Here is a 21635-nt window from a genome sequence, read left to right as displayed (position 1 = left end):
AGTTTTGCGGGTGCTACATCACCGAATATCGACGGAACCGCGCGACGCTTCCGTCCTACTCGAAGGTGTCTATCTGACTACAGAACGACGGCATCTCCGCCCCGTCAGAGCGGTAGCACGTCGCTACCGTCGTCAGATTGATTTCCGTCGTCGGTCGTGTTCTCGTCGTCGATCACGCTGTCGCTTCCGTCCGTCTCGTTCGTCGAGTCTTCGCCGCCAGATCCGTCGTCTGATCCGCCTTCGGTGCTACCGCCGTCCGTACTTTCGTCGTCTGACCCGCCGTCTGTGTCGCCGTCATCGCTCTCTTCGCGGTCGCGCACGTCGTCGCCTTCGCCGAAGATGTCTGTCTCGACCGTCTCCTCGTAGGTGAGCTCGTCGAGGGGAACCGTGATCGCTTGGCCCGACGGGAGTTCGATCACGGCGTAAAACTCGATCCGGAGATCGCTCACTTGGTGGCCGTTTACCTCCTCGTCGAGGTGGGTGACCCACCACTCGTCGAGTCGTTCGTTCTGCAACCCGGTCGTGAGATCGATCGTCTCGGTGCTACGCGAGGGAATGACGTATCCCTCTTCGGTCCGGCCCGTCGCCATCTCGACGTCGTTCATCGTGACGGTGTAGCCGACCTCCGTGATCGCGTACGGCTCGAGGTTCGGGTTGTAGACGGTGAACGCCATGTCGATCGGCGTCTCCGACTCGCTCACTGCGCCCCACTCAGCCTGCGTCTCGTTGACGTACAGCACGGGATCGTCGACGAGCGCGCTGTCGGCGTTCACCGGCCGCGTCTCCTCGGAATTGAACGCGCCGAGGAGGTCGGTCTCAACCTCTCTTGTCTGTGAGAAGTCCACGCCGCGGCCGAGGATCCCGGACGTCGCGGTCGCGTCGATCCGAACCGTCGTCCGTTCGCCGTCGCGAACGTGAGCGACCCACCACGCCGGGATGTCGTCGTTCTGGAGGCTGGTGTCGAACGCCATCGTCGAGTTGCCGGTTCCCACCCGGACCCCCTCGCGACCGCCCCGTGCCATCTCGATATCGTTCATCGAGACGGTGTAGTCGACCGCGAGGCTGTCGAGGCTGATCCCCACGGGATTCGGGTTCGACACCGTCAGGTTCGTCTCGATCTCGCTGGTCTCGTTCGTCACCTCGCCGAAGGAGTTGTCGACGGCCGCGACGCTCGGGACGCCGAACAGGCCGAGCGCGAACCCCCCGCCGACGGCTCCGCCGAGGACGAGGACAGCGAGAAACACGAGTCTGATCTTCGACCCGCCGAGCGCGGAGAGTGCCTTCCGCGGATTCATACCGGTCCGAATCGGCCGAGTGATAAAGTCGTACCGCTGTGGACCGTCTAGTGTCACATCTGTTACAAGAGGCTACAACACGTCGCCGATTCGCACGGGCTCTCCGTCGAGTTCGGGGCTTTCGGCGACGATCTGTAAGACTTCGTGGTCGGTGACATCGCGGTATCCCTTGCCGGTCGCCTCTTCGATCAGGTCTTTTTCCAGTTCGAACTCGGTCCCCTCGTAAACGACGTCGACGCCGTCTCTGGTGAACGTGAGGTCAGTGCTCATAGCGTGGTGTATTCCTCGACCGGATAAAAGGGGCGTGACACGGTGGTGCGGCGCTTCGGAGTCGGTCTGTCGCCGTAACTCAGTTCGGCTCCGACGCGTTTGTGAACGCAGTTCGACGAACTATTCGTCGTCCTCGTCGTCTTTCATCTCCGAGAGGCGACCGACGAGATCGTCCGTGGACGCACCCCCCTCGATGGAGACCTCCCCGTCGTGGTCGTTCTCGTGGACGTTGACCGCGCTGTCGTCGTCGGTGTCTACGTCCTGATCCTTCTGTTCGCTCTCGTCGTACGATCCGAATCCCATACTCGAACGTTCCCGTCCGGAGTGATAAGGATGGTGACCCCGCAACGCCTCGACAGGAACTCACACGGTCGACTGTTCCGCGCGTCCGACTTTCGTCTGACGGCCCCCACGGTTTATACGGCCGGAGGGAGTTCTCTCGGTGTGTCGCTGCGAGGAGGCGGTCCGGTAGACGAACTCACGGTCCCGTCCGAGACGACTGTCGAGGAACACGACCTCGTCACCGACGGCGACGTGCTCGTCGGGAGCCAGTCGACCGTGGAGTTCGGACTCCGCGGACGCAACGTCGCCATCGGCGAGCGCGTGAGCGTCGGGAGTGACATCGAGGCCGAAGGCGACTGTCGACTCGACACCTGGTGTTCCGTCGACGGCAACGTGCTCGTCGGCGAGGACGCCTACATCGGCGAGCGGGTGACCGTCAGCGGCCAGCTGATGGTCTCCGGCGACCTCGACATCGGCGACGACGTGACGATCGAGGAGGGGTTCGAGGCGAACGGGTGGATCGTCATCCGGAACCCCGTCCCAACCCTCGTCTTCTACTTCATCGTCCTCTCACAGCTCCTGCGGATCGGCGAGACCGACGCGGCGGACGAGCTGGCGACGGCGCTCGCCGACGGCGACGACGTCCGCGACCCCCTCTTGGTACCGCGCGGTGCCGAGATATCGGACGACGCGTGGCGCGTCTCCACCCCGGCGACCGTCGGCGACGACTGCCGACTCCACGGAAACATCCGCGCAGAGTCGATCCGCGTCGGCGAGCGCAACGAGGTGTTCGGCTCCCTGCGCGCCCGCGACGACATCGGGGTCGGGACGGACACGGTAATCCACGGCGACGTCACCACCCGTAGCGGGACGGTCACCGTCGAGGCCGGCGCTCGGGTGCTCGGTGACGTCTCCGCCGGCGACCTGGTCGTACACGAGGACGCCGAGGTAGACGGCACGCTCCGCGCTCGCGGCGAGATGAAGCTCGTTCAGGAAATCGACCGAGACGGGCCGGACGGCCCGTCGAACGAGAGAGACGACGCGGAGACGGACGACGCGGAGACAGACGACGGCGGTGAGTCCAGAGACGACAGCGACGGCGAGAACAGCGGCGACGACAGCGACGACAGCGGCGACGCCCGTGAGGCGGATGCGTCGACGGCGGACGCCGACGCGGAAGCGACGTAGCGGTGGGAGACGGGCGAAAGCGAGCGAGGTGGCCGACGGCTGACTTACAGCGTCAGGCCGCGGATCGACACGCTCGCGTCGCCGTCGTCGACGCGGCCGATAACGCGCCCGTCGGTCGCCTCCGCGAGCGCGTCGGCGTCGGCCGGGTCGACGGCGGCGACGAAGCCGGTCCCCATGTTGAACGTGCGATGCATCTCCTCGTCCGAGACTTTTCCTTCCGACTGGACGAACTCGAAGACGGGCTGTGAGTCGAACGGGTCGTCGACGACGTATCCGTTGTCGCCCAGCCGCTCGAGGTTCGTCCAGCCGCCGCCGGTGACGTGGGCCGCGCCGTGAACGTCGTGATCGCGAAGGGGACCGAGCAGGTCGGCGTAGATTCTGGTGGGTTCGAGAAGCGCCTCACCGATCGTCTCGTATCCGTCGAACGGACAGGGGTCGTCGTAGGCGTGCTCTCGCGTCGTCGCCTCGCGGGCGAGCGTGAGCCCGTTCGAGTGGATCCCGGAGGAGCGCCAGCCGACGAGGGCGTCGCCGGGGCGCGCAGAACCGTCGAACACCCCGTCTTTCGGCGCGAGTCCGGCACAGGTGCCCGCCAGATCGAGCCCCTTGATCACGTCCGGCATCACCGCGGTCTCGCCGCCGACGAGCGCCATGTCCGCAAGCTCCGCGCCGCGAGAGAGCCCCTCGCCGACCTGTTCGGAGAAGCGCTCGTCGGGCTCCTCGACCGCGAGGTAGTCGACGAAGGCGACCGGTCGAACGCCGGCGGCGACGAGGTCGTTGACGTTCATCGCGACGCAGTCGATCCCGATCGTCGAGTAGTCGCCGAGCGCCTCGGCGACGAGCAGCTTCGTCCCGACGCCGTCGGTCGCGAGCGCGAGGTAGCGGTCGCCGATGTCGATCAGTCCGGCGTAGTCGCTGTCGGTTCCTTCGCCTTCCACGTCGCCGCCGACCGCGCCAATGAGCGCCGCGGTCGCGGCCTCGCTCGCGTCGATGTCGACGCCGGCGTCGGCGTATGTGAGCTCGTCGTCGGCCGCGGTGCCGTCCCGGTCCGTGTCGTCGCCCTCTGTCATGTGTGTCGAGGGACGCCCGCGGAGCAAAAGCGCACCGTTCCCGACGGGAGCGACCGTGGACGCCTCCGCTCACGACGCGGACGCCGCTCACGACACGCGGGTCGAACCCGCCGGGAGCGGAACCGAGATCGGAGGACTCAGAACGGCCCGCCGAATCCGAGTCCGCCGACGAACACGAGGCCGACGGCGAGAAGCACTGAGGGGACGAACGCGACGGCCCACACCGGCTTGCTCCACCCCATGACGGTCTTCCCGTCGAGGGGGCCGTAGGGGATCAGGTTGAACGCGGCGAGGAAGACGTTGATAGCCACCCCGCGTGCGCCGACGAGCGAGAGGATCGGACTCCCGATGAGACCCCCCGCCACCATCGCCGGAAGGAAGACGACCGCCAGCACGAGGTTCACGACCGGGCCCGCGAGCGCGATGTGGCCGTGCTCTCGGGGCGTCAGCCGTCCCCGGTGGTGGACCGCGCCGGGGGCGGCGAAGATGAACCCCAAGAGCGAGCTCATCACGGCGAGAAACAGCATGCTCGTGTCGGCGCGGAACTCGGCTACCTGATCGTAGCGGACCGCGACGACCTTGTGTGCCAGCTCGTGGAGGAGGAACGCCACCCCCGCGGTCGAGAGCGCGACCGCCAGCGGCGGGACCACGCCCGCGTCCACGATTCGACCGATCCCCGCCGATCCGCCCACGAAGAAGAACATGAACGCGACGCCGAGCGCGAGCCACGCCACGAGCAGGTCGCGAAGCTCGGTTCCGCTGAAGTACAGGCCGGCGATCCGCCGCCCCTGCGGCGTCGTGCTCATCGTCCCCCCGCGACCGCGTTCCCGATCAGCTCGGCACCGCGTCTGGCACCCTCAATCATCAGCCGGCTCACCTCGTCGACGCCCCCCACTTCCGCGCCGAACATCGCGGGGATGACGTAGACGGCGAAGAGGAAGCTCGCGACGATGCTGCCGACGTTCGTCATCGCGACGACGACGATGAGTCGGAACAGCGGGACGTCGAGCATCGCCGAGACGAGGTCGCCGGGCGAGAGCGTCTCGTCCGAGAGCAGGTCGTTGAGCGTCCCGATGTCGCCAACGTTCACCGTCAGCGACCGGAGCTCGACGTACCCGGTGAACCACCCGGGCGCGAGCATCGGGTTTATCGAGGTCATCCACGCGACGGCACCGCCGACGCCGGCGGACAGCCAGCGCGCGCCCGCGATCTTGGCGAACGCGAACGCGAAGACGCCGTTGATCAGGAACCACGCGCCGAACAGCCGGAAGAGGAAGGCGTTCTCGACGCCGGCGAGCGCGAGCAGGACGAAGAAGGCCACGAACCCGACCGTGATCCCGTAGCCGATCAGCTTCTTCCAGGGGAACCCTCGGCCGCCTTCGCGTCCGACGAGGTCCGCCATCGGCGGGAGCGCGGACGGGTCTGCGAGGTACTCCTCGATGCCGGCCCGGTGGCCGGCACCGACGACCGCGACGACGTCGTGTCCGGCCTCGCGGAGCGCGACGAGCCGGTGGGCGATGAACGCGTCGCGCTCGTCGATGAGCGCCTCCGCGCCGCCCGGCGAGAACTGGCGGAACTCCTCCATCATCATGGTTACCACGTCGGCGTCGGTGAGGTCATCGACGTCGAGTCCTTCGATTCCGCCGTGCTCCGGGTCGCTCCCGCCGCGACCGGCGAGGCCGAGCAGTCCGGCCGCGACGACGCCGAGCGTGAGCCCGAACGAGATGCCGAGGCCGAGGCTCCCGATGGCGGTAACGGTGAACCCGCCGAGGTACGCCGTGACGAACCCATCCGTGAGCCCGAGCGCCGCGACCGCGAGGCCGGACGCGACGCCGAGCCCGCTCGCCGCGTAGAGCCGGCCGTCGGGCGAGAGCCCGACCTTCCCGACCTGATCGACGACGACGCCGACCGCTACGGCGGCGAGCACGCCGCCGGTGACGCTCGTCAACAGCGCGTCGGAGATCCCGAGCGCACCGCCGAACAGGCCGATGACCGGTCCGGCGAGGATTCCGACGAACAACCCGACGACGACTCCCGCGATCCGGGGATCGGTGACTCCGAACGCCAGTCCCCCGACCATCCGGAGCTTCTCCGTGATCGACATCCGTGCCCAGAACCGCTGGATCGTCGTTTGGATGTCGCGGTCGACGAGCGCGACGTCGATGCCGAGCCCCTCCGCGACGTCGATCGCGGCGCGCATGTCGGCTCCCGGCTCGATGTCGAAGCGGTCGCCGAGCTGCGTCTGCACGTACGAGAGCATCCAGTACGCGAGAAACTGGAAGACGGTGTTCCCCTTCAGCAGGTCGCCGGCGTCCAGATCGTCGGGCGTCTCGCCCTGCATCTGGCGGTACCGTCCCTCGTCGAGTTCGACGGCGACGACGTCGGGCCGCTCCCGCTCTATCGCCTCTTCGACCTCGTCGACGGAGCGCTCGGAGACGTGTGCGGTCCCGACGACCGTCACGGAGCCCGTCTGCGACGTTCCGGACGAGTCCGGCGGCGCGTCTGTCGGAGGATCGTTCGCCATCGGGGACGCGGACCGGTCCTCGGCGTCCCCTGGCGTCTCTGTCATTGCCACGCCTTACTCCGTCACCGCGTTTAGGGTTTGTGAGTCGATGATGTGTGCCCGCGGCTCGGCGGCGCGTGGCCGCCGGCGCGGCCGTCCGGTCATCGATCCAACAGGCTTGTATTCTCACGGGGTAGAGATAGGCGCATGTCCCGGCTGTTGCCCTCTCTTCCGGACCGAACTCCGGACGACCGGGAGCCGCGCGTGGTGGGCGTCGACGACGAGGACGCGGACGACCTCATCGCCGCGCTCGGCTCCGAGACCGCCCGCGAGATCCTCACGCGGCTTCACGACGAGCCGGCGACCAAATCGGAGGTCGCGGCCGCCGTCGACACCTCGCTCCAGAACGTCCAGTACCACCTCGGGAAGCTCGACGACGCGGAGCTCGTCGACGTGATCGACACGACGTACTCGGAGAAGGGCCGCGAGATGGACGTGTACGCCGCAGCGGACGAACCCCTCGTGCTGTTCGCCGGTGGCAGCGAGTCGAAGAGCGGGATCAAGACCGCGCTGATGCGTCTGCTCGGCGGCTACGGAATCATCGGACTGGCCGCGTTCGCGGCCCAGCGAGTCCTCTCCGTGGCCGGGCCGACCGTGCGGGTCTCACAGACGACCGGAGACGGCGGTGGAACCGCGGGCGGCCCCGCGATCGAAAGCGACGCCGGCGGCACTGAGTCCGGTATCGACGGGACGGTCGAGTACGTCACTGACCCGCTCGCGGACTACGCCGTCTCGCTCCTGGAGCCCGGCGTCGTCTTCTTCGCCGGCGCCGCGCTCGTGTTCACCGTCGCGTGGGCGTACTGGTACTGGGGCGCGGGGCGTTGAGGCGCGCTGGGGACGGGTCACCCCAGACCGGCGACCGCGACCCGGTGTCGCCGTGGGACAGCTATTCATGCCGTCGCCCCGATGATCCGGTATGGCACACGAAGCCGATGTCGTCGGCGTCGGGACCGGGTCCGCCCCGGGCGGCGACGTACCGGCGGTCATCCTCTCCGTTCGCGGCGACTACCTCCCGATATTCGTCAGTGCCGACCAGGCCCAGTCGATCGGGACCGCGCTCGAAGGCGAGCCGTTCGACCGGCCGCTCACCCACGACCTCCTCGTGGACATCCTCACCGAGTTCGGCGGCGCGATCGACCGCGTCCGGATCGACGACCTCCGCGACGGGACCTTCTACGCCAAGGTCGACGCCGAGCGATACGAGGACGGCGAGCCGGAGCGATTCGTCTTCGACGCCCGACCGTCCGACGCGCTCGCGCTCGCCGTCCGGATCGACTGCCCGATCGTCGTCTCCGACCCGGTGATCGACGAGGCGGGTCGCCCGTCCGACTCGGTTCGGTTCGACGACGGCTCTCGGGAGGGACGCTGACCGGCGACGGAGTCCGGAGGTTCAAGTCGTCGCCAGACGGACCCGACGCATGGACGAGACGGGAACGGACCCCGGGACCGCGACGGTCGCCGAGTCGTACACCGAGATGACGGAGATGCTGCTCCCGAACGACACGAACAACCTCGGGCGCGCGCTCGGCGGCGCGGTCCTCCACTGGATGGATATCTGCGGAGGGATAGCGGGGATGCGCTTTTCGAGCCGAGAGGTCGTCACCGCCTCGATGGAACACGTGGACTTCATCAGCCCGATCGAGACGGGCGAGGTCGCCGTGATCGAGGGATACGTGTTCAACACCGGCCGGACCAGCCTCGACGTGAAAGTCGACGTCCACGCCGAGGACCCTCTCAAAGGTGAAGAGCGACCGACGACGTCCTCGTTTTTCACGTTCGTCGCGCTCGGCGACGACGGGACCCCGACGCGGGTGCCCGACGTGACCGCGCCGACGCCCGAAGAGCAGGCGCTTCGCGACGACGCGATAGAGGGACGACGCGAGCAGCTGCGCGCGGTGACCGAACGCTACGATCTGTGAGTCGGCCGCGACGAGGCCACGCTCACTCCTCTCGCGCCGGCTCGTCGCCGGCGACGACGTCGACGCGACCGCCGCGCGCCGGCGTGACCGACGCGTGCGCGTCCCGGACCTGCGACGCGGGGTCCGCCCCCGCCTCGGGGTCCTCATCGAGCGCGGCGAGGTGGCTCGCGCAGCCGCAGTCGGACGCCCCGAACCCGTCGACCGGTCCCGCGGGCAGCCCCCCTGCGATCGCGCACTCGGCGTCGACGCCGACGCTGCGAACGACTCGGTCGATCCGAGCCTCGTCGCGGCCGAGCAGGTAGTCGACGTGCCAGTGGCGCACGTCGTGCTCCCCGCGTGCGGTCCGGCGGTGGCGGTCGACGCGGGCGAACCCGCCCGCGCCGAGCGCGCTCCCGGTGTACGCGTACGCGCCGGGCGGGAGTCGGTGCTCGCCGAGCGCGCCGACCTCGATAGTCGTCGGCTCCGACAGCTCGACGAGGAGCGTGTACGTCCCGCCGCCGTCGGGATCGCCGCGATCGCCGCCCGCTCCTCCGCTCACGACAGCGCCCCCGGCGGCTCGCTCGCCGCCGGCCGGAGGTCGTCGACGCGGTCGCTCGCCTCGTCGGTGAGGGGATAGACGTCGTGGACGTCGTCGGGGTCGCGGCCGCGGCCCGAGAGGGTACCGACCACGTCGGCGATCCGGTCGTAGTTGTCGCGGACGAGCCCGCCGACGATCCCGGGCGTTCCCGCGCGGTCGGCGAGTTCCTCGGCCGCGGAGCGGCCGGCGTACACCAGCCGCTCCGTCGGGTCGACGAGCACCATCGCGAAGGGGCGCGACCCGAACTGCGCGTCGAGGAACGGGCCGACCGGATCGGCCGCCCACGGCACCGCGACGACCCCGTCGAGCCGACGGAGCGCGAGGGCCGCGACGGAGCAGTAGGGACAGTCCCCGTCGAAGATCAACACCGGCGCGTCCGAGTCGGTGGTCATGCGAAAACGTACGGGTCGAACCGGCTTAAGCGGCCGGTCGGAGCGGATTAAAATTGTGTGAACGAACTCAGTGCGAGTGGCCGAGCGCGTCTTCGAGCGACTGGCCGAACCGCTCCTCGAACAACTCCGCCGCGGTCTCCTCCATCTCCGCGATGTCCTCCGGGACCTCGCCCTCGCTGTGGTGGACGATGACGTGCGCCTGCTGGGCCATCGCCTGTACGACGACGTCGCTTACGACCCGCGTCGACTCCTCGCCCTGCTCGCTGAGGACGTCGACGAGGCCCGCGGGCAGTTCGAACGACTCTTCGTTGCCGTCGGGACCGGTGAGCGTGTAGGTTTCCGTCTCTCCCATACGCCTCACTCGCGGCGGGGACATAAGGGTCTGTGGAAAGGGGTCGAGCGGTCAGCCGTGCGCGGAGATCGCCGTCACGGAGAAGCCGGACGCGGCGATGCTCACCAGGTAGATGCCGATCGCCGTGACGACGATCGACCCGCCGGAGGGAAGCCCGAGGCCGAGGGAGAGGGCGAACCCGCCGACGACCGACAGCTGCCCGACGATAACGGAGAGGTACACCGTTTCCCGGAAGCTCCGAGCCACCTGCGAGGCGGCGGCGACGGGGACGACGAGCATCGCCGCGACGAGGATGACGCCGAGCACCTGCATCGCGCCGACGACGACGACCGCCGTCAACACCACGAGCAGCGTGTTGTAGCCGGTGACGTTCAGCTGGGCGACCCGCGCCGCCTGTTCGTCGAAGGTGATGAAGAGCAGCTGTTTGTACGTCAGCGCGACGCCGACGACGACGAGGACGGACAGCACACTCATGAGCCGCGCTCCCTCGACGGTGACCACCGCGAGGTTGCCGAACAGGTACCCCTCGATGTTGATCGCGGTGAGGCCGCGACCGTAGCTCACGATCAGCGTCCCGACGGCGAAGCTCCCGCTCAACATGATCGCGATCGGCACGTCGCCGTACGCGTCCGTGTGCGCCGTGAGCCACTGGACCGCGACCGCGCCGCAGACGGCGACGACGAGCGCGACGAGGAGGAGCGACCCGTCCCAGCCCGTCGACGCGTTGACGAGGATGCCGATCGCGACGCCCGCGAACGCCGTGTGCGCGAGCGTCTCGCCGATCAGCGCCATCTCCCGGTGAACGAGGAACGAGCCGACGAGCGGCGCGACGACCCCGACGAGGACGCCCGTCGCCATCGACTGCCACATGACCGGGTGCCGGAACACGTTCGTGCCGAGCGCCGCGTCCATTCCTCGCCCGGTCGACCGGAACGCCGCGTACAGCCCGCTCGCGATCGGGAGGTCCTGCGCCCAGTAGAGAAACACGAACCCGAGCATCACGGCCGCGAGCGCCGCGGTGCAGCCGACGCCGACGAGCTCGACGGTCCGACGCCTGTCCCGGGTTCGCGTCGCATCGCTCGGGACGGACGCGTCGCCGTCTGCGGGTCTGCCGTCACCGCCCGCGCCGCCGCCTTCGGCCCGGCCGCCTCCGCCCGCGTCGCTTCCGTCGTCGGTTCCCGCGGTGTCGTCGGCCATCAGTGGTGGTGGTGGACGACCTGTCCGGTCGCGCCGTACGCCTCGGCGAGGGCGTCGCTCTCGACGAACGACTCCGTGTCCCCGTGGTGGTACAGTTCCGTGTTGATACAGGCGATACGGCTCGCGCGGTCGGTGACGACGCCGATGTCGTGTTCGATGAGGATGATGGTGATCCCGTCGTCGTTGAGGTCGGCGAGCAGGGCGTAGAAGGCGTCGCGCGACTCCGCGTCGACGCCGACGGTCGGTTCGTCGAGCGCGAGGAGGTCGGCGTCGCTCGCGAGCGCACGCGCGATGTACGCCCGCTGTTTCTGTCCGCCGGACAGCTCCGTGAGCAGTCGGTCAGAGAGATCGCCGATTCCGACCGTCGAGATCGCGTCGTCGACGGCGGCGCGGTCGGCGTCGGTGAGACGACCGAACCCGGCGTGTGCGAACCGCCCCATCGTGACGCACTCGCGGACCGTGACCGGCATGGCCCCGCCGCGGCTCGTCGCCTTCTGTGAGACGTAGCCGATGCGCCCGCCGTCGTCGAACTGGTCGATCGGGCGGCCGAACAGCGCGACCGAGCCCTCGTCGGGAGTATGAAGTCCCAACATGAGGTGCAACAGCGTGGTCTTTCCGGAGCCGTTCGGCCCCACGAGCCCGAGGAAATCACCCCGATCGACCGTCAGCGAGACGTCTCTCACGGCGACGGTGTCGCCGTAGGAGAACGTCACGCCGTCGAGGTCGACGATTGCGGTCACTGCGTGTGTCGTCCCTGCGTCGGCCGGACGTTTAGCTCTTTTAGTCTGCGAGCGATCGGTCCCAAACGCGGAGCAGTCGCCAGACACCCCCGCGCAACAGGCGACGCACCGCACCGCGAGGGGGGCACACGGAGTCGGCTCACTGCGCGCCGAACGCCCGCCGAAAGGCGGGGAGGTTGATCTCCGTCATCTGTTCGAGATAGCCGTAGCCGGCCTCGTTCCACTCCCGGGTCGTGCCGCCGGCCGGCGAGACGGCGGCCATCTCCGTCGCGTCGCTGTTCTCGAGTATCGCCTCCGCGAGCGTGGTCGAGCCGAACCGATCATAGAGGATCGTGTCGATTCCCTCTCGGTCGACGATCTCGATGGTGTCCGCGATCTCGGTCTGGGTCGGCTCGTTCTGCGGCGAGACGCCGACCGGCGAGTGGAGTCGGAACCCGTACCGGTCCTCCAGATACTGAAACGAGTTGTGGCCGGCGATGACCGCCACGTCGCGCGTGGCCCTCTCGGTGAGCGCCGCGAAGGCGGCGTCGATCTCGTCGAGTTCCGCGGCGTAGGCCTCGGCGTTGTCGGCGTAGGCCTCGGCGTTGTCGGGGTCGGCGTCCCCGAGCCCGGCGGCGATCGTCTCGACGACCTCCGCCGATCGGACCGGATCGACCCAGACGTGCGGGTCGGTCTGCCGGCCGCCGTCGTGCCCGTCTTCACCGTCGCCGTCCTCGCCGTGACCGTCCTCCGTCTCCGTGGTTCCGCTTCCGTCGGGGTCGCCGTCTCCGTGCCCGTGATCCCACGCGAGCAGGTCCCCCTCCAGCCTGGACAGCCCGTCTATCACCGCCACGGAGTCGTAGTCGGCCTCCAGCGTCGACGCGAGGTCTTGCGTCCACGCGAACTCGGGGTGGTCGAGGTAGACGAACGCGTCGGTGGCGGCGACGTCGGCGGCGAGCGTCCCGCTGGGCTCCCACCCGTGCCCGAGCCGACCGACCTCGACCGGATCTTCGAAGGTCGCACGGTCGCCGGCGACCCGGTTCGTCCAGTCGGTGAGCGTGAAGAAGGCGGTGTAGCCGCCCCCGAACGATCCGGAGTCGTCTCCCGCACCTTCCCCGCCGTCGACACTCCCACCAGTGCCCGAACAGCCGGCGAGCGACGCGGTCACACCGGTACCTACCAACCCCGCTCCCTGCTTCAGCACCGACCGTCGTGACTGGTCCATACCGGATCGAAGAACGTGTTAACAGAAAAGTATTGTTATTTCATAAGTCGGAGTTAACAAAACTGGGCTTCTGGCCTCGCGTGGTTCACTCCGTCAGATCGATGACGGTCGCGTCGGCGAGGTCGGCGAGCCGTCTCGGGTCGATCGCAAACAGCGCGCTCGGGGTTCCCGCCGCGGCGTAGACGGTGTCGTACTCCGTGAGCGTCGGGTCGAAGACCGTCGGTATCGTCGCGTCGTGACTGAGCGGCGGGACGCCGCCGATGCTCCAGCCGATCGTCTCGCGGATCCGATCGGGGTCCGCCATCGCCGCCGCCGACGCGTCGAAGTGGTCGGCGACCGCGTCGAGATCGATGCGATTCGCGCCGCTCGTGATGGCGGCACCCAACCCGCCTCCGTTCCCCTCATCGGCGAGCGACACCACGATGGTAGAAGCGATCGCCGCCGCGTCACACCCGACGGCGTCGGCCGCGGCGGCCGCGGTCTTCGTTCCCGCGTCGAACTCCAGCACGTCGACGTCGATACCGTACCGCTCGTGTACGCCCTCGGAAAACTCCGCCGCGCGTTCGTGCATACCACACGACGGAACGGGCGTCGGTATCAACTCCCCGGATGCGGTACGTATGCGGGCCGGTCGAAAGTCGACCGAGCGATCGCCGCCACGACGCAGGGCGTCGGGCGTCCGCGCTCCGTCCGTCAGCGCGTCCGAATCTCGTCTTTGTCCTTGATCACTCGGGCGTCGCCCTCGCCGGAGGTGACCTCGTTGACGAGGTCGTACAGGTCGTTTTGTAGCCCCGCCGGGAACGTGAGCACGCCGACCCACGAGCCGTCGTTCTGCCACTCTTCGCGTTCGAGGTCGCCGAACTCGCGGATCTGTGCCTGTCCGGAGCCCGCATAGTCGGCCGGGAGCTGGACCGCCATCGTCACCTCCTCGAATCGGATCGGGATCACCGGACGCAGCGCGTCGAGCGCGTCGTCGACCTGATTTTCGACCGGTTCCATCGGGTCGACTTGGAACCCGGCCTCCTCTAACGCCCGCTCGATCCGGTCCGGCGGATGCGGGGAGTCGTCCATCTGCGGGTTGACGGCGTTGCGCGTGATGGTGGTGACGAGCTGGTTGTGCTTCCGTTCGACCATCTCCTCGCGCTGTTCCGCCGTGATCTGTATCTCCCCGCGCTCGACGACCTCGGGAATGATTTCGAGGGGGTCCGTCGTTCCGAAGACCGTCTCTAAGTCCTCTTCGGCCGGTCGGTCGCCGCGAGAAGCGTTCTCGAAGACGTCTTCGGCTGCGATGACGTCTTCGAGGTCGCCGTCGAACTCGCCGCGTTTCATCGCCAGCGCGGCGTCCGGATCGATAAGCACCTCGAATCGTTCACCGTGTGACTCCAGTCGAGCCGTCACGGCCTCGTCGAGCGATATCATATCGGTACTACCACCCCCGTCGTGAAAAATCCTCCCGCGGCGCTCCGACGCCGCGGCTGACGGCGATCGGGTTCGCGCCGCCGCGTGACGCCACCCAGTAAGGCGGACCGAGCCGATCAGCTCACAGCAGACGGTCGCTCGTCCGTCCAGTCGTCGCGACACGATTGCGAACAGAAGTGTCTGTGCGTCACGTCGACGCCGTCGACCCACGTCACGGTTCGCCGGCCGACGCCGAGCGCCGGTCCCCCACACGAGACGCACCGCGGCGCGGACTCCTCGTCGACGTCCTCCCCGAGGTCCGAAGTCGGATCTACCATTGGCGGTGACAACACCTCCGGGCACTTGAACCCGCGAAGGGCGGCAGTTCTGGCCGGGGTGTCTGGCCACCGGCGTCGCTCGACGACTCCCGACGCCGGCAGGTTGAACTAGCTCCGCGCCAACTGCCATACATGAGCGTCGAACAGGCGGCTGTCGACGAAGGGGACTCGGTCGAGCAGCTCGGTCGCGAACTGGGCGAACGGATCGCACAGACGCCCGAGTACGAGCGCTTCGAAGAGGCCCGAGCGGCGGTACAACGCGACGAGGCAGTCCAAGCGAAGATCGACGAGTTCGAGCAGATCCGCTCGGAGTTCATGCACGCCCGACAGACCGGACAGGCGTCGAACAGCGACCTCCAGCGCGTTCAGGAGGCGCAAGACGAGCTCCACTCGATGCCCGTCATGAGCGAGTTCCTTGACGCACAGGAGGAACTGACCGACACGCTCGAAGCGGTCAACGAGGCCATCTCCGACCCGCTGGCCGTCGACTTCGGCGGCGAGGCGGGCGGCTGCTGTCAGGACTGATCGCCGCCGGCCGGGGTCGACCGCGCGCGCACCTCCTTATATCGGATGCCGACGCACGTCCGCCAGTGATAGCCGTGGCCGGCGGAAAGGGCGGAAGCGGAAAGACCACCACGACCGTCGGGCTCGCGAGCGCGCTGTCCCGCCGCGGCGCGTCCGTCGTCGCCGCCGACGCCGACTGGGATCTCCCGAACCTGAACGGGCTCGCGACAGAGGCGGGAGTGGCCGCTCCGACGCCGTCGCTCACCGCGTCGACGGGCGCACCCCCGACGATCCCGGAGGCGGTTCGCGGAGGAGAAACGGTCCGCCCGAGCCGCTCGCTGCCGCTCGTGCTCGCGCCGCCTCGGGCGTCCGACGACGTCGACGCCGACGCCGTGTTCGCGTCGCTCGCCGGTGCGACGTCCTCGGAGCGTCCGACGCTTCTCGACTGTCCGGCCGGCGCGTCGCCCGACGTCGCCGCGCCGCTCCGCGCGGCCGACCGGTGTCTGCTGGTGACGCCGCTGCGTCGGCCCGCCCTCCGCGACGCGGTCAAGACGGTGGCGATCGCGCGGCGGCTCGACTGCCCGCCGATCGGCGTCGTCGCGGTGCGGACCGGGTCGGTCCCCGACGGCGTCCGCGACCTGTTCGGCTGTTCGGTCCTCGGACGCGTTCCCGAGGCGGACGCGGAGCCGCTCTCGGACCCGACGGTGCGGTCGGCGTACGACGACCTCGCGCGGCGGCTCGTTCGGCGTGACGTCGCCTCGGACTGGCGCGTCGCGTGAGCACCGGCACGGGGCCTGAGACTGCGGGTCACCGACAGAGCCAAACCCTCGGAGCGGGCAGCGATCGTATGGAGACGCTTCCGACCGGGATCTCGGTGCTGGACAGGGAGTTCGGCGGGGGGCTCCCGAGCGGTAGTGTCGTGGTCCTGACGGCGAGCCCGGCGAGCCAGTCGGAGCTGATCGTCGACCGCCTCGCGCGCGTTCGGGAGTGCCGGTACCTCACGACCGTTCGCTCGCCGGAGGCCGTCGAGGACGGACTGAAGCGCGACAGCGGCGGAACCGCGGACGGCGACGGGGTCGTCGTCAGCAGCGTCGAGGCGGAGCCGATCGACGACGCGCTCTCCGTCGCAGACGACCTCCCGGAGCGAGGAACGCTCGTCGTCGACTCCGTCGGTCCGTTCGAGGCCGGCGACCGAGACGGCTATCGCGCGTTCCTCAACGGGGTACGCCGACGCGTCGTCGACGCGGGCGGGATAGCCGTGTTGCACGCGCTGAAAGGGGAGACGGACGGCCCCAACCGAACCGTGACGACGCAGGTGGCCGACGTCGTCTTCGACCTCCGGACCACGGTGACGGGGACGGAGATCGCGAACCGTCTCGTCGTACCGAAGTTCCGCGGCGGCGCGGCGCTCGAAGAGCCGCTGAAGCTGAAGCTCACGGACACGGTCACGGTGGACACGAGCCGGGACATCGCCTGAGCCGACGGCGCAGGGCCCATATCGCCTCCGCCTGCGAGGCCGCTCTCACGCGACCGCGCCGAAGACGAGAACTGCGACTCCGACCGCGATCGCCGCTATCGCCCAGTTTCGCGGGCGATCGGCCGAGCCGTACGGACCTCCCTTCCGCGAGAAGAGGTACGCCGCGTAGACGGCGAGCGGTGCGAGCGTCGGGAGCGTTCCGACGTCGACGACGCCGGCGACGCCCGAAAGCAGCGCGAGCGCGACGGTTGTCGCCCCGGCGCTCGCCGCAACGAGGACGTCTTCGCGGGCGCGTTCGAGTTCCATGGTACGCAGTGAGACGGTCGGCGTTCAAACGGGTCCGATACTGAGCCGCAGCGAGACGCAGTCTACGCGTCGTCGATCTCGTCGACGATCTCGTCGGCGTCGACGTCGACGTCTTCGAGCGCCTCTTCGATGTCGCCCGCGCCGGCTCCGCCCATGCCGCCCATCATGCCGCCGAGCCCGCCCATGCCGCCGCCCTCGATGACCTCCTCGACGACGACGCGGTCGAGGTCGAGCCGGCTCATCAGGTCCTGTGCGATCTGCTGTTTCTGGAACATCCACTGCTGGTTCATCTGCATCGCCTGCGTCGCCGTCACGTAGAGGACGTCTTTCTCGACCTCCTCGGTCTCGACGGCCTCCTCGCCGTCGTCGTCTTCGGTGACGGTCTCTTCTTCCTCCGTGACCGTCTCGATACGGACCTCGGGCGCGTCCTGGAGGTACATACCGAGCATGCCGGCGGCCTGCTGCTCGCGGTCGTCGATCGCTTCGAGGATCTCGTACTCGTACTCCAGGTCCTCGCCCGCGAGCGGGTGGTTGAAGTCGACGCGGGCTCGCCCGCCGATGATCGTTTCGAGGTAGCCCTGCCGGTTGTCGATCTGGACCTGTGCGCCGGGGTAGCGGCTGTCCTCGGGGATCTTGTCGGCCTTGACGGTCTCGACCTCGTCGGGGTCGTACGCGCCGAAGGCGTCCTCAGCGGGGACGTCCACGGTCCCTTCGTCGCCGACCTCCGAGCCGATGAACGTCTCCTCGACGGACGGGAACACGTGGCCCGCACCGAGCGCGATGACGCGCGGTTCGAACTCGTGTTCGTCCGTGTCGATCTCCGCGTCCTCGGCGACCTCCTCGTCGGTCGTGTCGATGACGCGGTCGTCGTCCGCGGTTCGGATCGTGTACGCGACCCGCACGAAGTCGCCGTCGTTCAGTCCGGCGCTCTCGGTCTCGGCCTCGTCTCCGTCCTCGGCCGCGTCCGCTTGCTCCTGATCGCTCATACCCGCAAGGTCACCGGTTACACCCTTAAGGCGCACGGTTCGCCCCGGCGACGCCGGCGTCTGCCTCCGTCTCTCCGCCGAGCCCGCTCCCGCGGCGCTTAACACCGCCGCCGCCGGAGCCACGGGCATGTACGAGGTCGAGATCAAGGTACCGGCAGACGTCGAGGCCGTCCGGGAACGACTGCGCCGGGTCGACGCCGAGCGGGTCGGCGCTCGCCGCCAGCGAGACGTGTACTACGACGCTCCCCACCGCGATTTCGCCGAGACCGACGAAGCGCTCCGGCTGCGGCGCGAGACGCCGATCGCGTCGGTCTCGGACTCCCGCACGACCCGTGATGAGGACGGCTTCGAGACGACGAAGCTGACCTACAAGGGCCCGCTCGTCGACGAGGGATCGAAGACGCGGATCGAACACGAGACCGGCGTCGACGACGGCGAGGCGGCTTCGGGGGTCTTCGGGGGGCTCGGCTTCGAACCGGCGGCGACCGTCGAGAAACGCCGCGAGTTCTGGCGATACGACGGATACACGGTCACGCTCGACGACGTCGACGGTCTCGGTGAGTTCGTCGAAGTCGAACGCGAAGTCGAAGACGAGCCTGCCGTCGCGTCGGCCCGCGACGCGGCGGTCGACGTGCTCTCCGAACTGGGGCTCGACGGCACCGACCAGATCAGGACGTCGTACCTCGGGCTACTTCTGGAAGGGGAGTGACGCGGCGGAGGGACGCCGCGTTGGCATCTTGACGTTTGTTCACTTCACTTTGCATACGACGGTCACAATTTCCGGACCGTTCGTCACAACTAAATCCACCGCCGGGAGACGTGGACGTATGTCTGACCAAGCGAATCCGTTCGAGAGCTTACAAGAGCAGGTAGACGACGCCGCTGGATCGGTCGACGCGTCACCGGGCGTCATCGAGCGCTTGAAAAACCCCGAGCGGGTGTTGGAGACGAACCTGACGTTCGAACTCGACGACGGATCCCTCGAGACGGTCCGCGCGTACCGTTCGCAGTTCAACGGGGACCGCGGGCCGTACAAGGGCGGTATCCGCTATCACCCGAACGTCACTCGCGACGAAGTGAAGGCGCTGTCCGGGTGGATGGCGTACAAGTGCGCCATCGTCGGCGTCCCGTACGGCGGTGGAAAAGGCGGCATCGCGATCGACCCGGCCGACTACTCAGAGAGCGAGCTGGAGCGACTGACGCGTGCGTTCGCGACCGAGCTGCGTCCGCTCATCGGCGAGGACCGAGATATCCCCGCGCCGGACGTCAACACCGGTCAGCGGGAGATGAACTGGATAAAAGACACCTACGAGACGCTGGAGAACACCACGGCGCCCGGAGTCATCACCGGGAAGGCGCTCGATTCCGGCGGTAGCGAGGGGCGCGTCGAGGCGACCGGCCGGTCGGTCGCGCTGTCTGCCCGCGAGGCGTTTGACTGGCTCGACCGCGACCTCGACGGCGCGACGGTCGCCGTGCAGGGCTACGGGAACGCGGGGTCGATCGGCGCGGCGCTGCTCTCCGACCTCGGCGCTCGGATCGTCGCCGTTTCCGATTCCTCCGGCGGCATCTACGATCCGGACGGGTTCGATCCCCGTGACGTGAAAGCGCACAAGGCCGACACCGGCTCCGTCACCGGATACGGCGACACCGAAGCGATCACCAACGACGAGTTACTCACGCTCGGCGTCGACGTGCTGGTCCCTGCGGCCCTGGAGAACGCGATCGATGCGGACCTCGCTCGCGAGGTCGACGCCGATCTGATCGTCGAGGCGGCCAACGGCCCGCTCACGCCCGATGCCGACGACGTGCTCGCCGACAGCGGGGTCCACGTCATCCCGGACATCCTCGCGAACGCCGGCGGCGTCACCGTCTCGTACTTCGAGTGGGTACAGAACCGCCAGCGGTTCAGTTGGACGGAAGAGCGCGTCAACGAGGAGCTCGAACGCGTGATAGTCGAGGCGTTCGACGACCTCGTCGACGCCTACGAGTCGAACGACGTCGCGAACCTCCGGACTGCGGCCTACATCGTCGCCATCGAACGGATCGTGAGCGCGTACGACCAGGCGGGGAGTTGGCCCTGAAGCGCGACTAGGCGGACAGTCGGCCCTAAAGGCGGAGGCGGTCGCACGCGGAACCGGCCGGTCTCACTGAGACGCGGAGCTAGACCAGTCGAGCGTTCCGAACCGACAGGTGTCCCCGGTCGCCCTCCCAGACCGCCTCGGTGTCCATCGCTATCCGTCGGTCCATGTGCGGCCCGTCAAGGACGTACGTCTCGAACTCGCCGCCCTCCCCGAGCGGATGAACGCCGTACTCCGCGCGGAGGTCGAGGAGCTCGTCGAGCGCGTCCGCGTCGTATCGTCGTCCGAGCCACGACTCGTCGAGCCCGTACGCCGCGACCTGCACGATCCGGATCTCGAACCCCGCGTCGAACATGGCCTCGGCGAGTTCGACGGGATCTTCTCGCCACAGCGGCGCGAACAGGTCGATGTCGAGCCGGTCGCACATCGCTTGAATCCGGCTCGTCTGGAACTCGCTTTCGACCGCGCCCGCGGTGACGCCGACGAGGTCGAGATCGCCGTCAGCTGCAAGCTCCCGGAGCGTCGCCTCCATCGGTTCCAACTCCGCGTCACCCTGTGCGCTCGCGTCCTCGACGTCGTCCGCGCCGAAGTCGTCCGGCGCGACCTCGACGAGGTCGATGCCGATGCTCTCGGCCGCGAGGCCCGCGAGTTCGGTCGCCGGCGTGTGATACATGTACGAGTCGCCCGCGGGATGGATCGTGAGGAGTCGGGAGACGTCGAGGTCTTGCTGGAGCGCGCGGTACAGCGCCCACGAGGAGTCTTTGCCGCCCGAAAAGAGGCTCACCCAGTCGCTCATGGGCGAACACGGAGGGAGAGGCATAAAGCGACAGCGGTCGGCCGGCGAGGCCGAGACGGCGAACTCCGTTCAGTCCGGACCGCCGCGAGCGACCACCTCGTCGTCGACGCGGTCCAGACTGTCTGCGAGCCGCGAGCCGGGAGGGACGGCCTCGAAGAACGCGTCGGACCCGAACGGCGCGTCGGCGTTTATCGAGACGAATCCGAGGTCCGTCGGGTCCCCGTCGAGCCCCGTGAGGAACGCGACGGTCCGAACCGCGGGGACGTCGCCGACGCGGTCGGTGGCCTCGACCGACGCGTACAGCGTCCGGTGCGTGGCGACGTGATACACGCAGGTCGGCGTGGGCGCGAAACATAAAAGAAAGCGCGCACCCGGCCCGGTTCGGCGAAGCTTCGGGCTGATCGCGTGCGCGTCGTCCGCGTGGAAGTACCGCTCCATCCGCCGGTACTGTCTGAGAACTTCGTTCGCGCCGGTCGCGCGTCTCACCGCCGCGTCGCTTTTGAGCTCGAGGACGTGGTCGACGCGCTCCGGCGCGCGGAGACGAACGTACACGTCGACGACCCCGCGACGACCGTCCGCGTCGTACGGCTCTTCGACCCGGACCACGGGGTCGTCGTGGACGGCCGCGTAGTGATCGACGACCCGCGTCGCCAGTTCGTCTTCCCGCATGGGCGAACGAGCGCGCCGACGGTGAATAAACGCGCCG

Annotated in this window: 28 protein-coding genes; 9 read left to right on the top strand and 19 right to left on the bottom strand. The window is 68.5% G+C overall.

All coding sequences use genetic code 11. The features are described 5' to 3' along the window. Positions 1-104: 104 nt before the first annotated feature. From NO930_RS11180 to NO930_RS11170, 3 genes are all read right to left on the bottom strand, one after another. Positions 105-1295, bottom strand: a complete 1191-nt coding sequence (locus tag NO930_RS11180) for an LEA/WHy family protein (protein WP_256403532.1) — start codon at positions 1293-1295, stop codon at positions 105-107. Positions 1296-1367: 72 nt separating this feature from the next. Continuing rightward, entirely contained in the window at positions 1368-1565 is a 198-nt protein-coding gene (locus tag NO930_RS11175; RefSeq protein ID WP_137782918.1) for a DUF5800 family protein, read from the bottom strand. 120 nt (positions 1566-1685) lie between these two features. Further along, positions 1686-1868, bottom strand: a complete 183-nt coding sequence (locus NO930_RS11170; protein ID WP_050026968.1) for a DUF5786 family protein — start codon at positions 1866-1868, stop codon at positions 1686-1688. 141 nt (positions 1869-2009) lie between these two features. On the opposite strand from NO930_RS11170, the gene NO930_RS11165 reads away from it, so the two are divergent. After that, positions 2010-3035 (top strand): polymer-forming cytoskeletal protein, encoded by a 1026-nt coding sequence (locus NO930_RS11165; RefSeq protein WP_256403531.1) that lies wholly within the window; start codon positions 2010-2012, stop codon positions 3033-3035. Positions 3036-3079: 44 nt separating this feature from the next. Here the strand turns inward: NO930_RS11165 and purM are convergent, their stop codons facing one another. The 3 genes from purM to NO930_RS11150 all read right to left on the bottom strand — a co-directional run bounded on the left by purM (position 3080) and on the right by NO930_RS11150 (position 6626). Next, a complete protein-coding gene (purM, locus tag NO930_RS11160; protein WP_256403530.1) occupies positions 3080-4102 on the bottom strand; it encodes a phosphoribosylformylglycinamidine cyclo-ligase in 1023 nt (340 codons plus the stop codon). Between the two features lie 137 nt (positions 4103-4239). Next, positions 4240-4908 (bottom strand): metalloprotease, encoded by a 669-nt coding sequence (locus NO930_RS11155; protein WP_256403529.1) that lies wholly within the window; start codon positions 4906-4908, stop codon positions 4240-4242. Then, positions 4905-6626 carry a TraB/GumN family protein gene (locus NO930_RS11150; protein ID WP_256403672.1) on the bottom strand — a complete coding sequence of 574 codons (1722 nt, stop codon included), beginning with the start codon at positions 6624-6626 and terminating at the stop codon, positions 4905-4907. Before NO930_RS11150 ends, NO930_RS11155 begins: the two co-directional genes overlap by 4 nt. A 186-nt stretch (positions 6627-6812) precedes the next feature. Here NO930_RS11150 and NO930_RS11145 point away from each other — a divergent pair, with 186 nt between their 5' ends. The 3 genes from NO930_RS11145 (at position 6813) to NO930_RS11135 (ending at position 8584) form a co-directional block, all read left to right on the top strand. Continuing rightward, a complete protein-coding gene (locus NO930_RS11145; RefSeq protein WP_256403528.1) occupies positions 6813-7490 on the top strand; it encodes an ArsR/SmtB family transcription factor in 678 nt (225 codons plus the stop codon). Positions 7491-7581: 91 nt separating this feature from the next. After that, complete coding sequence (locus NO930_RS11140) at positions 7582-8034, top strand: bifunctional nuclease family protein (RefSeq protein ID WP_256403527.1); 453 nt, start codon at positions 7582-7584, stop codon at positions 8032-8034. A 49-nt stretch (positions 8035-8083) separates the two neighbouring features. Beyond that, positions 8084-8584, top strand: coding sequence for an acyl-CoA thioesterase (locus NO930_RS11135; RefSeq protein ID WP_137784880.1), 501 nt, complete (start codon positions 8084-8086; stop codon positions 8582-8584). Between the two features lie 22 nt (positions 8585-8606). Here the strand turns inward: NO930_RS11135 and NO930_RS11130 are convergent, their stop codons facing one another. The 9 genes from NO930_RS11130 to NO930_RS11090 all read right to left on the bottom strand — a co-directional run bounded on the left by NO930_RS11130 (position 8607) and on the right by NO930_RS11090 (position 14782). Then, positions 8607-9122: a GIY-YIG nuclease family protein gene (locus NO930_RS11130; RefSeq protein ID WP_256403526.1), complete on the bottom strand. Its 516-nt coding sequence runs from the start codon at positions 9120-9122 to the stop codon at positions 8607-8609. Next, complete coding sequence (locus NO930_RS11125) at positions 9119-9553, bottom strand: thiol-disulfide oxidoreductase DCC family protein (RefSeq protein WP_256403525.1); 435 nt, start codon at positions 9551-9553, stop codon at positions 9119-9121. Before NO930_RS11125 ends, NO930_RS11130 begins: the two co-directional genes overlap by 4 nt. A gap of 67 nt (positions 9554-9620) precedes the next feature. Continuing rightward, the gene (locus NO930_RS11120) at positions 9621-9905 is read right to left on the bottom strand and encodes a DUF7545 family protein (protein WP_137784650.1); all 285 of its coding nucleotides are present in this window, start codon (positions 9903-9905) and stop codon (positions 9621-9623) included. A 51-nt stretch (positions 9906-9956) separates the two neighbouring features. Beyond that, entirely contained in the window at positions 9957-11102 is a 1146-nt protein-coding gene (locus NO930_RS11115; protein WP_256403524.1) for a metal ABC transporter permease, read from the bottom strand. Then, positions 11102-11842 carry a metal ABC transporter ATP-binding protein gene (locus tag NO930_RS11110; RefSeq protein WP_256403523.1) on the bottom strand — a complete coding sequence of 247 codons (741 nt, stop codon included), beginning with the start codon at positions 11840-11842 and terminating at the stop codon, positions 11102-11104. Before NO930_RS11110 ends, NO930_RS11115 begins: the two co-directional genes overlap by 1 nt. A 139-nt stretch (positions 11843-11981) precedes the next feature. Continuing rightward, complete coding sequence (locus NO930_RS11105) at positions 11982-13046, bottom strand: metal ABC transporter solute-binding protein, Zn/Mn family (protein WP_256403522.1); 1065 nt, start codon at positions 13044-13046, stop codon at positions 11982-11984. Between the two features lie 85 nt (positions 13047-13131). Further along, on the bottom strand, positions 13132-13617 hold the full coding sequence (locus tag NO930_RS11100; RefSeq protein ID WP_256403521.1) for a YbaK/EbsC family protein: 486 nt from the start codon (positions 13615-13617) through the stop codon (positions 13132-13134). Positions 13618-13739: 122 nt separating this feature from the next. Continuing rightward, complete coding sequence (locus NO930_RS11095; RefSeq protein ID WP_137784111.1) at positions 13740-14465, bottom strand: ribosome assembly factor SBDS; 726 nt, start codon at positions 14463-14465, stop codon at positions 13740-13742. A gap of 116 nt (positions 14466-14581) precedes the next feature. Next, positions 14582-14782: a DUF7576 family protein gene (locus NO930_RS11090; RefSeq protein ID WP_137784112.1), complete on the bottom strand. Its 201-nt coding sequence runs from the start codon at positions 14780-14782 to the stop codon at positions 14582-14584. A 132-nt stretch (positions 14783-14914) separates the two neighbouring features. Here NO930_RS11090 and NO930_RS11085 point away from each other — a divergent pair, with 132 nt between their 5' ends. From NO930_RS11085 to NO930_RS11075, 3 genes are all read left to right on the top strand, one after another. Next, the gene (locus NO930_RS11085; RefSeq protein WP_137784113.1) at positions 14915-15307 is read left to right on the top strand and encodes a YlbF/YmcA family competence regulator; all 393 of its coding nucleotides are present in this window, start codon (positions 14915-14917) and stop codon (positions 15305-15307) included. Between the two features lie 65 nt (positions 15308-15372). Further along, positions 15373-16065: a MinD/ParA family ATP-binding protein gene (locus NO930_RS11080; RefSeq protein ID WP_256403520.1), complete on the top strand. Its 693-nt coding sequence runs from the start codon at positions 15373-15375 to the stop codon at positions 16063-16065. 68 nt (positions 16066-16133) lie between these two features. Continuing rightward, entirely contained in the window at positions 16134-16763 is a 630-nt protein-coding gene (locus NO930_RS11075) for an RAD55 family ATPase (protein ID WP_256403519.1), read from the top strand. A 45-nt stretch (positions 16764-16808) separates the two neighbouring features. Here NO930_RS11075 and NO930_RS11070 read toward each other — a convergent pair whose 3' ends face one another. Continuing rightward, complete coding sequence (locus NO930_RS11070) at positions 16809-17069, bottom strand: DUF8049 family protein (protein ID WP_256403517.1); 261 nt, start codon at positions 17067-17069, stop codon at positions 16809-16811. A 62-nt stretch (positions 17070-17131) separates the two neighbouring features. Then, positions 17132-18055, bottom strand: coding sequence for an FKBP-type peptidyl-prolyl cis-trans isomerase (locus NO930_RS11065; RefSeq protein ID WP_137783956.1), 924 nt, complete (start codon positions 18053-18055; stop codon positions 17132-17134). A 127-nt stretch (positions 18056-18182) separates the two neighbouring features. Between NO930_RS11065 and cyaB the strand changes: the two genes are divergently transcribed. Together cyaB and NO930_RS11055 are read left to right on the top strand one after the other, a co-directional pair. Beyond that, entirely contained in the window at positions 18183-18764 is a 582-nt protein-coding gene (gene cyaB / locus NO930_RS11060; protein ID WP_256403516.1) for a class IV adenylate cyclase, read from the top strand. A 118-nt stretch (positions 18765-18882) separates the two neighbouring features. Beyond that, positions 18883-20136 carry a Glu/Leu/Phe/Val family dehydrogenase gene (locus tag NO930_RS11055; protein WP_256403515.1) on the top strand — a complete coding sequence of 418 codons (1254 nt, stop codon included), beginning with the start codon at positions 18883-18885 and terminating at the stop codon, positions 20134-20136. Between the two features lie 79 nt (positions 20137-20215). On the opposite strand, the gene NO930_RS11050 is transcribed toward NO930_RS11055, so the two are convergent. Further along, entirely contained in the window at positions 20216-20929 is a 714-nt protein-coding gene (locus tag NO930_RS11050) for a diphthine--ammonia ligase (RefSeq protein WP_256403513.1), read from the bottom strand. A gap of 69 nt (positions 20930-20998) precedes the next feature. After that, entirely contained in the window at positions 20999-21598 is a 600-nt protein-coding gene (locus NO930_RS11045) for a hypothetical protein (protein WP_256403512.1), read from the bottom strand. Positions 21599-21635 lie beyond the last annotated feature (37 nt).

Origin of the sequence: Halorubrum salinum, from assembly GCF_024494575.1 — an archaeon.
Classification (GTDB): domain Archaea; phylum Halobacteriota; class Halobacteria; order Halobacteriales; family Haloferacaceae; genus Halorubrum; species Halorubrum salinum.
Note: the sequence above shows the minus strand (reverse complement) of the source record. Positions and strands in the feature narration are given on the sequence as shown.

Bases quoted from the DNA above. Each gene is read 5' to 3' on its own strand.
- NO930_RS11085 (WP_137784113.1), top strand. From the start codon at position 14,915: ATGAGCGTCGAACAGGCGGCTGTCGACGAAGGGGACTCGGTCGAGCAG.
- NO930_RS11070 (WP_256403517.1), bottom strand. From the start codon at position 17,069: ATGGAACTCGAACGCGCCCGCGAAGACGTCCTCGTTGCGGCGAGCGCC.
- NO930_RS11125 (WP_256403525.1), bottom strand. From the start codon at position 9,553: ATGACCACCGACTCGGACGCGCCGGTGTTGATCTTCGACGGGGACTGT.
- NO930_RS11050 (WP_256403513.1), bottom strand. From the start codon at position 20,929: ATGAGCGACTGGGTGAGCCTCTTTTCGGGCGGCAAAGACTCCTCGTGG.
- NO930_RS11055 (WP_256403515.1), top strand. From the start codon at position 18,883: ATGTCTGACCAAGCGAATCCGTTCGAGAGCTTACAAGAGCAGGTAGAC.
- NO930_RS11120 (WP_137784650.1), bottom strand. From the start codon at position 9,905: ATGGGAGAGACGGAAACCTACACGCTCACCGGTCCCGACGGCAACGAA.
- NO930_RS11075 (WP_256403519.1), top strand. From the start codon at position 16,134: ATGGAGACGCTTCCGACCGGGATCTCGGTGCTGGACAGGGAGTTCGGC.
- NO930_RS11180 (WP_256403532.1), bottom strand. From the start codon at position 1,295: ATGAATCCGCGGAAGGCACTCTCCGCGCTCGGCGGGTCGAAGATCAGA.
- NO930_RS11115 (WP_256403524.1), bottom strand. From the start codon at position 11,102: ATGGCCGACGACACCGCGGGAACCGACGACGGAAGCGACGCGGGCGGA.
- NO930_RS11095 (WP_137784111.1), bottom strand. From the start codon at position 14,465: ATGATATCGCTCGACGAGGCCGTGACGGCTCGACTGGAGTCACACGGT.
- cyaB (WP_256403516.1), top strand. From the start codon at position 18,183: ATGTACGAGGTCGAGATCAAGGTACCGGCAGACGTCGAGGCCGTCCGG.
- NO930_RS11140 (WP_256403527.1), top strand. From the start codon at position 7,582: ATGGCACACGAAGCCGATGTCGTCGGCGTCGGGACCGGGTCCGCCCCG.
- NO930_RS11150 (WP_256403672.1), bottom strand. From the start codon at position 6,626: ATGGCGAACGATCCTCCGACAGACGCGCCGCCGGACTCGTCCGGAACG.
- NO930_RS11065 (WP_137783956.1), bottom strand. From the start codon at position 18,055: ATGAGCGATCAGGAGCAAGCGGACGCGGCCGAGGACGGAGACGAGGCC.
- NO930_RS11045 (WP_256403512.1), bottom strand. From the start codon at position 21,598: ATGCGGGAAGACGAACTGGCGACGCGGGTCGTCGATCACTACGCGGCC.
- NO930_RS11135 (WP_137784880.1), top strand. From the start codon at position 8,084: ATGGACGAGACGGGAACGGACCCCGGGACCGCGACGGTCGCCGAGTCG.
- NO930_RS11175 (WP_137782918.1), bottom strand. From the start codon at position 1,565: ATGAGCACTGACCTCACGTTCACCAGAGACGGCGTCGACGTCGTTTAC.
- NO930_RS11145 (WP_256403528.1), top strand. From the start codon at position 6,813: ATGTCCCGGCTGTTGCCCTCTCTTCCGGACCGAACTCCGGACGACCGG.
- NO930_RS11090 (WP_137784112.1), bottom strand. From the start codon at position 14,782: ATGGTAGATCCGACTTCGGACCTCGGGGAGGACGTCGACGAGGAGTCC.
- NO930_RS11170 (WP_050026968.1), bottom strand. From the start codon at position 1,868: ATGGGATTCGGATCGTACGACGAGAGCGAACAGAAGGATCAGGACGTA.
- NO930_RS11100 (WP_256403521.1), bottom strand. From the start codon at position 13,617: ATGCACGAACGCGCGGCGGAGTTTTCCGAGGGCGTACACGAGCGGTAC.
- NO930_RS11105 (WP_256403522.1), bottom strand. From the start codon at position 13,046: ATGGACCAGTCACGACGGTCGGTGCTGAAGCAGGGAGCGGGGTTGGTA.
- NO930_RS11155 (WP_256403529.1), bottom strand. From the start codon at position 4,908: ATGAGCACGACGCCGCAGGGGCGGCGGATCGCCGGCCTGTACTTCAGC.
- purM (WP_256403530.1), bottom strand. From the start codon at position 4,102: ATGACAGAGGGCGACGACACGGACCGGGACGGCACCGCGGCCGACGAC.